This window comes from Bradyrhizobium sp. AUGA SZCCT0431 (assembly GCF_018131065.1).
In the GTDB taxonomy this organism is placed as follows: domain Bacteria; phylum Pseudomonadota; class Alphaproteobacteria; order Rhizobiales; family Xanthobacteraceae; genus Bradyrhizobium.
Genome location: NZ_JAFCLR010000017.1, coordinates 48,078 through 60,829, shown reverse-complemented (window position 1 = coordinate 60,829; position 12,752 = coordinate 48,078). Strand labels below are relative to the sequence as shown.

The 12,752-nt window shown below is 64.3% G+C and carries 8 protein-coding genes and 2 pseudogenes; 4 read left to right on the top strand and 6 right to left on the bottom strand.

The window, feature by feature from the left end:
- Positions 1–116: 116 nt before the first annotated feature.
- The 5 genes from JQ567_RS18375 to JQ567_RS18355 all read right to left on the bottom strand — a co-directional run bounded on the left by JQ567_RS18375 (position 117) and on the right by JQ567_RS18355 (position 6,052).
- Positions 117–686: a NifU family protein gene (locus JQ567_RS18375; protein ID WP_212440136.1), complete on the bottom strand. Its 570-nt coding sequence runs from the start codon at positions 684–686 to the stop codon at positions 117–119.
- Positions 687–808: 122 nt separating this feature from the next.
- Positions 809–1,303, bottom strand: coding sequence for a universal stress protein (locus tag JQ567_RS18370; RefSeq protein WP_192736286.1), 495 nt, complete (start codon positions 1,301–1,303; stop codon positions 809–811).
- A 93-nt stretch (positions 1,304–1,396) separates the two neighbouring features.
- Positions 1,397–2,449: a tryptophan--tRNA ligase gene (gene trpS, locus JQ567_RS18365; protein ID WP_212440135.1), complete on the bottom strand. Its 1,053-nt coding sequence runs from the start codon at positions 2,447–2,449 to the stop codon at positions 1,397–1,399.
- Between the two features lie 53 nt (positions 2,450–2,502).
- Positions 2,503–4,062, bottom strand: coding sequence for a murein biosynthesis integral membrane protein MurJ (gene murJ / locus JQ567_RS18360; RefSeq protein ID WP_212440134.1), 1,560 nt, complete (start codon positions 4,060–4,062; stop codon positions 2,503–2,505).
- Positions 4,063–4,216: 154 nt separating this feature from the next.
- Positions 4,217–6,052, bottom strand: a complete 1,836-nt coding sequence (locus JQ567_RS18355) for a cation:proton antiporter (protein ID WP_212440133.1) — start codon at positions 6,050–6,052, stop codon at positions 4,217–4,219.
- 357 nt (positions 6,053–6,409) lie between these two features.
- On the opposite strand from JQ567_RS18355, the pseudogene JQ567_RS38240 reads away from it, so the two are divergent.
- From JQ567_RS38240 to JQ567_RS18345, 4 genes and pseudogenes are all read left to right on the top strand, one after another.
- Positions 6,410–6,523: pseudogene (locus JQ567_RS38240) on the top strand (alpha/beta hydrolase); the annotation flags it as partial.
- Positions 6,511–6,630: pseudogene (locus JQ567_RS38235) on the top strand (ATP-binding protein); the annotation flags it as partial. The pseudogenes JQ567_RS38240 and JQ567_RS38235, both read left to right, overlap by 13 nt.
- 164 nt (positions 6,631–6,794) lie before the next feature.
- Positions 6,795–7,796 carry an adenosine kinase gene (locus tag JQ567_RS18350; RefSeq protein ID WP_212440132.1) on the top strand — a complete coding sequence of 334 codons (1,002 nt, stop codon included), beginning with the start codon at positions 6,795–6,797 and terminating at the stop codon, positions 7,794–7,796.
- 870 nt (positions 7,797–8,666) lie between these two features.
- The gene (locus JQ567_RS18345) at positions 8,667–10,715 is read left to right on the top strand and encodes a tetratricopeptide repeat protein (protein ID WP_212440131.1); all 2,049 of its coding nucleotides are present in this window, start codon (positions 8,667–8,669) and stop codon (positions 10,713–10,715) included.
- 205 nt (positions 10,716–10,920) lie between these two features.
- On the opposite strand, the gene JQ567_RS18340 is transcribed toward JQ567_RS18345, so the two are convergent.
- Positions 10,921–12,615, bottom strand: a complete 1,695-nt coding sequence (locus tag JQ567_RS18340) for an AMP-binding protein (protein WP_212440130.1) — start codon at positions 12,613–12,615, stop codon at positions 10,921–10,923.
- Positions 12,616–12,752 lie beyond the last annotated feature (137 nt).

The window sequence follows — 12,752 nt, the reverse complement described above, 5'->3', positions numbered from 1 at the left end:
CCGGGACCCATACTCCGCGGCCGCTATTGTCGAAACGAGATAATTGACGCCGTTCGCAACAATTGTCGTCACGGCGTATGGGTCCCGGCTCAAGGCCGGGACGACAACGATCGAAACTACATCGGCCGGACTTCGACCACGTCGGGCACGAAGTGCTTGAGCAGGTTCTGGATGCCGTGCTGCAGGGTTGCCGTCGAGGACGGGCAGCCGGCGCAGGAGCCCTTCATGTTGAGATAGACGACGCCGTCCTTGAAGCCGCGGAACGTGATGTCGCCGCCGTCATTGGCGACCGCGGGGCGCACCCGCGTCTCGATCAAATCCTTGATGGTCGCCACCGTGTCGGCGTCGGCCTCGTTGAAGAACTCGTCTTCCTCGTCGAGCGCCTCGTCATTGCCGGCCGTGCCGTCGGCCAGCAGCGGCGCGCCGGACATATAATGCTCCATGATGGCGCCGAGGATCGCCGGCTTGAGATGCTGCCAGTCGCTGTCGTCCTTGGTCACGGTGACGAAATCGGCACCGTAGAACACGCTCTTGACGCCCTCCACGTCGAACAGCCGCTCGGCCAGCGGCGAGCGGGAGGCGGCTTCGCGGTTGGCGAATTCCATCGTGCCGGTGTCGAGCACGGCACGACCCGGAATGAATTTCAGGGTGGCAGGGTTAGGGGTCGCTTCGGTCTGAATGAACATCTGATTTCTCCGGCGTCGCCGGTTCAAGGCCGGCGCGTGGGTTTCCTTTAGCAGATGGCGACGGCCGGCGCACGGTCAAGGGGCGCAGACCAGCCCTTCTTGGCGCAATTCCCTCAGTTCGCTCAGGAAAGCGCGTCGATTTCGGCGTCCTTGAGGTCGCCGGAAACGATGGTGACCGGGATCGGGAACGAGCCGGCGGCCTGCGCGATCATGGCGATCAGCGGACCGGGGCCTTCGGCGCCGGGATTGGCCGCCAGCACCAGCATCGAGATATCGACGTCCTTGTCGATGACGTCGAGGATCTGTTCGGTCGGATTGCCCTCGCGAATCACCCGTTCCGGCGTAATCGCGGCAATGCCGTTGGCGCGGCCGGAGGCGCGGTCAAGCGCCTCATTGGCGGCGTCCTCGGCTTCGGCGCGCATGATGTCGGCGACCCCCAGCCATTGCTGGTTCTGGTCCTCGATCTCGATGATACGCAGCATCACCACGCCGCCGCCGACCCGGATCGCCCAGCGGCTGGCATAGTAAACCGCGCGGTCCCACTCCGCGGTGTCGTCAACGATGACAAGACATTTTGGCTTGTGACCCGTCTCGTAGCTTCGTCGCTGGGTGGTCATGCATGTCCCGGTGCTGCGCCAAACCGACGCATGCTGCCACGGCGCAGCCGTGTCAGACAAGCGCCGTCGCAAATCCTGTGATCACGCCAGATACTACCGCTTGCGGATGAAGCCGACGATGTCCTTGGCGGCCTTCATGGTTTCGGCGGCGATCGCCTCGGCGCGCTCGGCACCATCGATCAGGATCGAATCGACATGATCGGGGTTTGCGACCAGCCGTTTCATTTCCGAGGCGATCGGCGCGAGTTTGGTGACGCAAAGTTCCACCAGCGCGTTCTTGAAGTTGGAGAACTGTCCGCCGCCGAACTCGGCCAGCACCTCGGCCTTGCTGCGGCCCGACAGCCCCGCATAGATGCCGACGAGATTGTCGGCCTCGGGCCGGCCTTCCAGCCCCTTTTCCTCCGACGGCAACGGTTCCGGATCGGTCTTGGCCTTGCGGATCTTCGCCGCGATGGTCTCGGCATCGTCGGTGAGGTTAATCCGCGAATTATCCGAGGAATCCGACTTCGACATTTTCTTGGTGCCGTCGCGCAGGCTCATCACCCGGGTCGCGGGCCCTGTGATCACGGGCTCCGGCAGCGGAAAGAACGATCCGTCGTTGAAGCCATGGCCGCGGATCGAGTCGGCGAAGTCGTTGTTGAACTTCTGCGCGATGTCGCGGGAAAGTTCGAGGTGCTGCTTCTGGTCCTCGCCGACCGGCACGTGGGTGGCGCGATACACCAGAATGTCGGCGGCCATCAGCACCGGATAATCGTAAAGCCCGACCGAGGCTGCCTCGCGATCCTTGCCGGCCTTGTCCTTGAACTGCGTCATGCGGTTGAGCCATCCCATCCGCGCCACGCAATTGAAGATCCACGCCAGCTCGGCATGACCGGTGACCTGGCTCTGGTTGAATACGATATGCTTTTTCGGATCGATGCCGCTGGCGATAAAGGCCGCGGTCACCTCGCGGGTGCAGCGCGTCAGTTCGGCCGGACCGCCCCAGACGTCGATCCCTTGCGTGATCGCGTGCATGTCGACGACGCAATAGATGCAGTTGTGCGTTTCCTGCAGCTTCACGAAGTTGACGAACGCGCCGAGGTAATTGCCGAGATGCAGATTGCCCGTCGGCTGGACGCCTGAAAAAACCCGTTCAACCATGGCCATGGTAATGCTTCCTGCGAATTGTCGGTTTGGCGCGCTCGTTTGCCATTTAAGGCTTAGTCGCGCAAGTCGCGGGGCTGGTTCTGCCGGATCGCCTTAACCGCTTGGCGCCAGTCCGTGATGCCGAAAAGCCGCAGAAACAGGCCGTAAATCGCAATACCCGCGATAATCAGGAGGAGCAGGATGATCGCCTGCACCAGGCCGTGGGCATCCGGCGCGAGGGCTGGCGTGAACCGCGTCGCCAGCCACAAGGCCGCGCCCATCGCCAGCGCGGCGGCAAGGATGCCGGGCAGCCGCCGCCGCGCGGCGGCGTCGATCGAAAATCCGAACGTTTCGCCGCCCCTGCGGATCAAGCTGAAGGCCGTGCTCCATGCCCCGATCGCGAGGCTGGCGGCGATGCCGCTGGCGCCGAACCAATGGCCGAGCAGGACGGAAAGGACGATGGCGAGGACGACGCCCCAAAGCGTCGCGAGCAGCGGCGTCAGCGTGTCCTCGCGCGCAAAGAACGCCGGCGACAGCGCTTTCACCAGCACATTGGCGGGCAGCCCCAGCGCCAGCCACATCAGCGCACGCGACGTTGCCGCGGTGTCATCAGCGGTGAAGGCGCCGTGTTCGAACAGCATGCGCACGACAGGCTCGCTCAGTACGATCAGCCCCAGCATCGCCGGCAACGCCAGTCCGAATGCGAGTTCGAGGCCGCGCGATTCCGCATGCGCGACCGCGGCCTGATCGCCGCCGCGCAACGCGCGCGTCATTTCCGGAATCAGGACCGTGCCCATGGCGACGCCGACAATGCCGAGCGGCAGCTCGACCAGGCGGTTGGCGAAATAGAGCCACGACACCGCCGAGGGCGATGACGATGCGACGATCGCGCCGGCGACCATCAATAATTGCGGTGTGCTGCTTGCGATCATGCCGGGGATCGCCTTGCCGAGAAAGCCGCGGATTTCCGCATCGAACGAGACCCGCAGCGGCGTTGCGATGTTGCCGCCACGCCGCAGCACCAGAATGGACAATTGCAGCAGGCCGGCGACGCCGACCGTGGCGGCGAGGATCTGTGCGGCGAGCACGGCACCCGGCCGCGATGCCAGCAGCACGGCCATCACCGCGATCAACGCGATATTGAACAGCAGCGGCGAGAACGCGGTGAGCGCAAAACGGCCTTGCGCGTTCAACAGCGCCATCATCACGGTCACCGGCCCGGCAAAGGCGAGGTAAGGCAGCATCAGGCGGGCATTGTCGACGGCGAGCTGCAGCGTCTGATGGCCGGAAAACCCCGGCGCCAGCGCCATGATCACCAGCGGCATCAACAGTCCGAGCAGCAGGGTGGCGACGAACAAGGCGGCCGTGACGGTGCCGAGCACGCGGCCCGCATAGGCGGCCGCCGCCGCGGCGCCACTGGTCTCGTGCACGCGCAGCCACGCCGGCACCAGCGCCGCGTTCAGCCCGCCTTCGGAAAGCAGGCGCCTGATCACATTGACCAGTTGAAAGGCCGCCAGGAACGCATCCGCGACAGCGCCGGCGCCGAGCAGCGCCGCGATCAGCGAATCGCGTACGAATCCGAGCAGGCGCGAGGCCAGCGTTCCCGTCGATACCGTGAGGAAGGAGCGGATCATGGCGACTCTATAGCAGCGGTTTGACGTGCTGGCGCTAAGAGCGTTTTCCAGCGAAGTGGATACCGGTTCGCGTTAAGAAAACGCGTCAAATCAAGAATCTAGAGCCTCCGTTCCGATTCAATCGGAACGGAGGCTCTAGCCCCGCCGCTTGCCCTCAATCAGGCTGCGCTTGCCCGCGATGGTCTTGCCTTGGCCTGGGCGATCGAAAGCTTTTCGGGCGGATCGCACGCGTGGTTTCGGCAGGGCTCTTTGCAGCCGCCTGTTGCAGCTCGCGCCGGAATTCATCGCGCTTCTCGTGGATGGAGGCAATGACCGGTCCGATCGCCTGCTCCAGTCCAATCAGCGCCGCCTCCGACAGTTGCAGGCTGGCTTCGATGGTCTCGGGCACGGCGTCGGTAACACCGATCTCGTAAAGGTGGCGCGCATGGTCGGCATCGCGGGCGCGCGAGACGATGACGATATCCGCTCTCAGCGCACGTACCTGCCGGACGATTTCGTCGATCGCGGCCTTGGCGGCTACCGTCACGATGACGGCCTTTGCGTCCATCACGCCGCAGCTCTTCAGAAATTCCGGGTCGGTCGCGTCGCCGTAATAGACCTCGCGCCCGCTCCTGCGGTGGGCAGGGACCGCATCGGCGTCGTTGTCGACGGCGAGGTAGGCACAATTGTGCCGGCCCAGCAGGGAGCAGACGACCTCACCGACCCGGCCGTGCCCGATGACGATGGCATGTCCGGCGCCTCCTCTCGGTGCAACGCTGAGCTCCGGATCCAGCGCTTTGGGCTCGCGAAACTTCGGCGCCAGCCGCCGTGCGACCAGGGCCAGCACCGGAATCAGCGCCATCGTGATCGATGTCACCGCCAGGGTGAAGCTCGACACATTCGCGCTGATCAGGCCGAGCGAGGTGGCAAGGCCGATGCCGACGAACGCGAACTCGCCGCCGGGGCCCAGCAGCAGACCGGTTTCGATCGCCGCCGGCCACGGCAGTCGAAAGGTCCGGGCGAGGCCGGTGAGCAGGATGGACTTGATGCCGATCAGGCCGATGACGGAGGCAACAAGCCAGAATGGTTCGCGTGCGATTTCGCGCACATCGATGTTCATGCCGACGGTAAAGAAAAAGAAGCCAAGCAGCAGTCCCTTGAAAGGGCCGATGGCTGTTTCGATGGCCTTGCGGAATTCCGTCTCGGCGAGCAGCAACCCGGCGATGAAGGCGCCCAGCGCCATGGAAAGGCCGGCCACGGCGGCGGCGACGCCGGTGCCGATAATGACGAACAGGGTGGCCGCCACAAACAATTCACTGGCGCCGGTGGCGGCGACCAGCCGGAACAGCGGCCGCAGCAGCAGGCGTCCGAGGATGACCATCGCGACAACGGCGACGGTGGCATTGACGAGCGCGAGCGCGAGGCTGGCCATGACCGAGCTGCTGGAGCCTTTGCCCAGGATGGAGATAAATACCAGGACCGGAATTACCGCGAGGTCCTGCGCCAGCAGAATGGCGAAGCTGGTTCGGCCTGCCGTGGTGCCAAGCCGGCCCTGGTTGGAAAGGACCTCGATGACGATCGCGGTCGAGGATAACGCAAGGCAGGCGCCGAGGATGATCGATACGGCGGAGGGGTTGCCGAACAGGGCCGCGATGCCGGCGATCACGGCGGTCGTCAGGATGAACTGCAGGCTTCCGAGGCCGAACACCAGCCGGCGCAGCGCCTTCAAGCGTTCGTAGGACAGCTCCAGGCCAATGAGAAAGAGCAGGAAGACAACGCCGAGTTCGGCGATGCCGGCCACGTTCTTGGCATCGACGACGGTAAGCCAGTACAAGAACGGGAGCGCGTGGATCAGCGAGCCCAGTCCGAGCGGGCCGAGCAGCGCGCCTGCGGCCAGAAAGCCGAGCACGGGGCTAAGCCCAAAGCGGCGCACCATGGGAACGACAATGCCGGCCGTCCCCAGCAAGACGAGCGCGTCGCTATAGGCATCGATGTTGAACTGCGCCGCCACTCATTGCTCCCTGCGCTGGTCCGATGCGCTCGCCGTACTGGATCAAATGGGCTGTGCATGTGCAAGCCACTGGCGGGCGTGAAAGCCGGCGGCGATGGCACCGGGCTCCGGCTTTGAGTCCGTTCGGCGCTTCCAAGCGGACATCGACCGCCCATCTGAAGTTGTATCGTTCGCGGCCGGGTGACTGACCTGAGGAGCGATCCGGACAACGGTGTCCAACAGCATCGACCGTCTTGGGTCTCCGGGTTCCATGCAATCCAGCGCTAACTCATTCGATGGCTGTCCGCCGGAGTGAGTGGTGCGCGCGGAAGCAATGGTGATAGCCTCGCTGCGAAATGGCTCAGACCGGTGCAGGATATGAGCGTCGTTGCGCGAAATAACGTCCGCGTCCGCGGGACGGGTGAGAAGGCGATGGTCTTCGCCCGCGGTTTTGGCTGCGACCAGAACATGTGGCGGTTCGTGGAGCCGGCCTTGGGCTCCACATCGCGTCGCAGATCGCAAAGGCGCACGAGGGTTCGCTGACGGTGACGTCGACGACTGAAGAAACCCGCTTCACCTTTGTCATGCCACTGCGCTAGCGCGCTTCGTTGGCGGCCTGATTTTCCGGCGGTTGCCGCCCATTTTTGGTGCAAAGCGGACATCGGCCGGCCAATCCGAATCAATTCACGCCATTTATGGGTTCACGCCTTGCGCCGGCCGTGATAGCCCCAGCCCTTCATGATGGCTGCAACAGGACGGTGAGATGGCCGACGCAAAATATGACGTTCTCGGGATCGGCAATGCGATTTTCGACGTGCTGGTGCAGACCGACGACGCCTTTCTCGGCCGCCATGGCATGACCAAGGGCGGCATGGCGCTGATCGACGAGGCGCGCGCCACGGCGATCTACGCCGATATGGGCCCGGCCACCGAAATGTCCGGGGGGTCGGCGGCCAACACCATCGTCGGCGTCGCCAATCTCGGCGCGCGCGCCGCCTATGTCGGCAAGGTGCGCGACGACCAGATCGGCGGCCTCTACACCCATGACATCCGCGCCGCCGGCGTCGCGTTCGAAACCAAGGCCGCAAGCGGCGGGCCCGCCACCGGCTGCTCCTACATCCTGGTGACGCCGGACGGCGAGCGCACCATGAACACCTATCTCGGTGCGGCGCAGGAATTGATGCCCGACGACATCGACGCGGCGCAAATCGAAGCGTCCAGCATCATCTATCTCGAAGGCTATCTCTGGGATCCGAAGAACGCCAAGGAAGCCTTCGTCAAGGCGGCGACCATCGCGCATGGCGCCGGCCGTCAGGTCGCGCTGACTTTGTCGGATTCGTTCTGCGTCGGCCGCTACCGCGACGAGTTTCTCGACCTGATGCGCAAGGGCACCGTCGATCTGGTGTTCGCCAACGAGGCCGAGCTGCAATCTCTGTACGAAACTCCGGATTTCGATGCCGCGCTAAAACAGCTGCGCGCCGACACCAAACTCGGCATCGTTACCCGCAGCGAAAAGGGCTGCGTCGTGGCGTCGAAAGACGGCGTCGTCGCGGTGCCGGCCTTCCCGATTCAAAAACTCGTCGACACGACAGGCGCCGGCGACCTGTTCGCCGCCGGTTTCCTGTTCGGCCTCGTTCGCAACGCCGGCCATGAAAATTCCGGCCGCCTCGGCGCCCTCGCCGCCGCCGAAGTGATCCAGCACATCGGCGCAAGGCCGCAGGTGTCGCTGAAGGAGCTGGCGCAGCAGAACGGATTGCCGGTTTAGTCTGTAGCGAGAGGGCGCGACCTCTCACCTCGTCATGCCCGGGCTTGACCCGGGCATCCACGGCTTGGGCCAATGCGCCAGCGCAGACGAATATGCTGATTTTCAGAAATTCCTCTTGACGCCACCCCCGACTCACCGGTTACATCCTCCGCATCCCGTCCCACTCAGAGGGGCGTTGGCCATCGTCACAACGAGGGACGGGTAGCGGTGGACGCAACAGTTGCGCTTGACGCGTGCAACTGAAGCGTACGGTGAAGTCGTGTGGTCCCGACGCCCCGATGCTGGCGTCAAGTTGGCGGGAGGTGTCCCGCCGACGACGGTGACAACGAGCTCGGCCCGACCGGGGAGAGCACGAAGTAAGCCGTAAAGCCACTGCGCAGGGAATGTCGGATGCTCTCCGCTGCCCTGTATGCTCGTGTGCGCATTCTTTTGCACAGTTTGCACACGAGACCGCGGGTGCAGCGCGCATCCGGCATTCCCCGCGCCCTCTGTTCACGCAAGGCGCGAGACTAAAGGTACAACTCGGGCGCATCGCGCCGCGGGAACGTGACGCTATATCCGCGTCGTCCCGGCCTTGAGCCGGGACCCATACGCCGCGGCCGGCTTTGTCGGAAAAGGAAGATCACGATCAACGTGCGAAACAACTGCTGCCTGTGGTTATGGGTCCCGGCTCAAGGCCGGGACGACAAGACTGTCATGACGGCTGCGTGATCGGATTCCCGGCGACTCCAAATTGCCTTTCCATCCCCATCTCGATATTTTGTTCACCCATTGGCTGGTATTGCGGCACGGAGGTCGGCTCTGGTTCCTCCCCAACAAAAGCAAGTCGCTCCCCGCATCTGGTTTCTCGCGGCGATCGCGGCGGTCGCGTTGTGCCAGCCGCAGGCCCGTGCGGATGATCTGGCCGACTGCAACAGCGGGCCGCCCGCCAGGGTGGAAGCGGCCTGTGCTGCCATCATCAACGATGCGGCGCGGCCGCCGGAAGACCGCGTCAAGGCGCATCTCGGCCGGTCGCGGCTCTATCTCAATACGTCGAAGATCGATCTGGCCCTGGCGGATGCCGAAGCGGCGCTAAAGCTGGATTCCAATTCCGTTCAGGCGCTGCTGCAGCGGGGCGTCGCCTATCAGCGAACGGGCAAACTGGATCTGGCGAAGGCCGATTTCGACCGCGCGCTGGAGATCGAACCAAAGAACGCGCTCGCGCTTCTGTCGCGCGGCAATCTTCGTTCCCAGCAGCGGAACTGGCCGGAAGCGATCAGCGATTTCGACGCAGCCATCGCGGCGCGGCAGGATTTTGCGCAAGCCTATGTCAGCCGCGGCCGGGCCTTTTCCGAAAGTGGTCAGCTCGACAAGGCGCTCAGCGACCTGAACGCCGCCATTGCGATCAACGTCAATGTGCCGGCGGCGTTTTATTGGCGCGGCCAGACATACCGGCGGAAGGGCGACATCGATCGCGCCATCGAGGATTTTTCGCGCGCCATCGCGCAAGGGCCGAAGAACGACATGGCGCCCTATTTCGCGCGCGCCCAGCTCTTTAGTTCCAAGGGCGACTACACCCGCGCGCTGGCCGACCTCGACGCGGTCCTGGCGGTGGCGCCGGACAGTGCGGCGGCCAGGCAGCTGCGCCAGTCGACGCTCGCGATGCAGACGGAGCTGGCGAAGGCTCAAGGCGGCGACAAAGGCAGCGACAAGGACAAGCCGAAGCCGCTGCCGGCGCCGTCGGCATCACCGTCGACATCCGAGATGGCCGACCAGATCACCCCGCCGCTGCCGCAAGCCGCGCCATCAGGCAATGCCGCCGGCAAGCCGTTGATCGACCGGGCGCGGCAGCTCATCGCCCAGGCAAAATACGCCGATGCGGTCGGGCTCCTGAACCAGGTGCTGACAGCCGATCCGCGCGATGAGGCCGCGCTGCAGCTCCGCTCCAGCGCGCGCACCAGGCTCGGACAACTCGCCGATGCCCGCGCCGACCTCGATGAATTGATCAAGCTACGGCCGAATGATGCGACGACGCTGGCGCTGCGCGGGGTGACGTCGGCTGCCATGCGACAGCCCGAGCAGGGCCTCGTCGACGTCGAAGCGGCGCTGAAGATCAACCCCAACAGCGCGCAAGCCCATTACAGCCGCGGCGTCGTGCATCGGCAGTTGGGGAAGGTCCCGGCCGCGCTTGCCGATTTCGATCGCGCGATTGCGATCGACCCCAGGATGAGCCCCGCCTTCTATGAGCGCGGCATCACCCACATGTCCCTCAATCAGCTCGACAAGGCCTTGACCGACTTCGACCAGGCGCTGGCATTGGCGCGGGTGTACGATCTGGCCAAGGCCGCCCGCGGCGTGGTGCTGCTGATGAAAGGCAACTCGGCCGAGGGGCTGGCCGATATCAACGCCGTGCTTGAGCGAAATCCTTCCAACCAGACCGCCGTCGTCGGCCGCGGACTTGCCCTGGTCAATTCGGGCCAGTTCGATCGCGCGATCGTCGCGCTCGATACTGTGGTGGGAAAGACGGCGGATGACAGCATGGCGCGCACGCTTCGCGCCCGCGCCTACCTTGGCAAGGGCGAGACGCGCAACGCGCTGGCTGACCTCGATCTCGTCCTCAAGGCGCGCCCCGCGGATGCGTCGGCGCTGACGCTGCGCGGCAGCGTCTGGTCGGCGCTACGCGACTATCCCAAGGCCCTGAAGGATCTCAACGACGCGATCGAGCGCCGCGAAACCATCGAGAGCGTCTATGCGCGGGCGCAGGTTTACGAGGCACAGAACGATTCCGAAAAAGCCGCCGCCGATTATCGCCGTGCCACCGAGCTCGTGCCACGGAGCGTTTTCGAAACCAACGCGCAGGCCAACGCGAAGAAAAAGGCCCAGCAGCTTTCGAAGCGTGTCCCCTGCGGGGACATGGCGGGCAGCGGCACGTGCCTGTGATCTGGCTGCTGCAGCAAGTTTTCCGAGTTGACCGCGATTCCATGTCCCGTCGTCCCGGCGAAGGCTCAGATGCGCAATTGCGCATCGGGGGACCCATAACCACAGGCAGCAATTGATTCGTATGCTGGTCGTGATCTTCCTTTTCCAACAAGGCCGGCCGCGGAGTATGGGTCCCGGCCTTCGCCGGGACGACGCGTTCTCCAACTCACGCGGTCTTGGCCGCCTTCAACCCAAGCCTCGCCTCGACCGCATCGCGCATCAAAAACTTCTGAATCTTCCCCGTCACCGTCATCGGAAATTCATCGACGAACTCGACATAGCGCGGAATCTTGTTATGCGCGATCTGCCCGTGACAGAAGGCGCGGACCTCCTCAGCGGTCAGGGTTTCGCCGGGCCTGACGCGAACCCAGGCGCAGAGCTCCTCGCCATAGCGCTCGTCGGCGACGCCAAAAATCTGCACGTCCTGGATCTTGGGATGGCGATAGAGGAATTCCTCGATCTCGCGCGGATAAAGGTTCTCGCCACCGCGGATCACCATGTCCTTGATGCGGCCGACGATGTTGCAATAGCCCTCCGCGTCGATGATCGCGATGTCGCCGGTGTGCATCCAGCCATTGGCGTCGAGCACGTCCGATGTCTTCTCGGCCTCGTCCCAATAGCCCAGCATGATGCTGTAGCCGCGGGTGCAGAGCTCGCCGCGCTGCCCGCGCGGAACGATGCGGCCCTCGAGATCGACCACCTTGACCTCGACATGCGGATGAATGCGCCCGACGGTGGAAACGCGGCGTTCCAGCGGGTCGTCCGTCGAGCTCTGGAAACTGACAGGGCTGGTTTCGGTCATGCCGTAGGCGATGGTGACTTCGCCCATGTTCATCTCGTTGTTGACGCGCTTCATCACTTCGACCGGGCAGGGCGCGCCGGCCATGATGCCGGTGCGCAGCGACTTCAAATTGAAGCGTGAGAATTCGGGATGATCGAGTTCGGCGATGAACATGGTCGGCACGCCATAGAGCGCGGTGCATCTCTCCTTCTCGATGGTCTGCAACGTCGCCAGCGGATCGAACCCCTCGCCGGGATAAACCATGGTCGCGCCGAGCGTCACCGCGGCGAGATTGCCCATCACCATGCCGAAGCAATGATACAGCGGCACCGGAATGCAGATGCGGTCCTGTTCGGTCAGGCGCATGGCGCGTCCGACGAAATAGCCGTTGTTGAGAATATTATGATGCGTCAGCGTGACGCCCTTGGGCGAGCCCGTGGTGCCGCTGGTGAACTGGATATTGACGGGATCATCGAACTGCAGCGTTTTGGCCAGTTCCGCCAGCGTCTCGCGGTGCCGCGCGCTGCCCATCCGCGTCACGTCCTCGAATGCGATGGTGCCTGATGAGGGCGGCCCGCCGATCTGGATCACCGCGCGCAGCTGCGGCAGCCGCGCCGCCTGCAATTCGCCGGGCGTCGATTTGGCAAGCTCGGGCAGCAGCGTGTTCAGCATCTCCATGTAGTTCGAGGTCTTGAACGCGGTCGCGGTCACGATCCCTGCGCAGCCGACTTTTGCCAGCGCAAATTCGAGTTCGCTGAGACGATAGGCCGGGTTGATGGTGACGAGGATGATGCCGGCTTTCGCGGCGGCAAACTGCGTCAGCGTCCATTCCGGGCGGTTGAGCGACCAGACGCCGATCCGCGCGCCGCGTTCCAGCCCAAGCGCCAGAAAGCCGGCCGCCAGCGCATCGACGCGTTCGGCGAATTGCTTCCAGGTCCAGCGGACATTGTGGCTCGGCGAAACCAGCGCCTCGCGGTCGCCCCAGCGCCGCACCGCATGATCGAGGCTTTGTCCGATCGTGTCGCCCAGCAACGGCGCATCGGCGGTGCCGCAAACGTAACTGGCGGTTGGTTCGGTCATCGTGCCACACCCTCGGTGTCATCCCCGCCTTGTGCGCAATTGCGCACTGGAGCGGGGATCCAGTATTCCAGAGGCGTCTGTTATAGCACCGAGAGGCCGCGGCGTACTGGATCCCCCGCCTGCGCGGGGGACGACAA

Coding starts and splice junctions, on each gene's coding strand:
- JQ567_RS18340 (WP_212440130.1), bottom strand. CDS start 12,615: ATGACCGAACCAACCGCCAGTTACGTTTGCGGCACCGCCGATGCGCCG.
- JQ567_RS18370 (WP_192736286.1), bottom strand. CDS start 1,303: ATGACCACCCAGCGACGAAGCTACGAGACGGGTCACAAGCCAAAATGT.
- JQ567_RS18375 (WP_212440136.1), bottom strand. CDS start 686: ATGTTCATTCAGACCGAAGCGACCCCTAACCCTGCCACCCTGAAATTC.
- JQ567_RS18350 (WP_212440132.1), top strand. CDS start 6,795: ATGGCCGACGCAAAATATGACGTTCTCGGGATCGGCAATGCGATTTTC.
- trpS (WP_212440135.1), bottom strand. CDS start 2,449: ATGGCCATGGTTGAACGGGTTTTTTCAGGCGTCCAGCCGACGGGCAAT.
- murJ (WP_212440134.1), bottom strand. CDS start 4,062: ATGATCCGCTCCTTCCTCACGGTATCGACGGGAACGCTGGCCTCGCGC.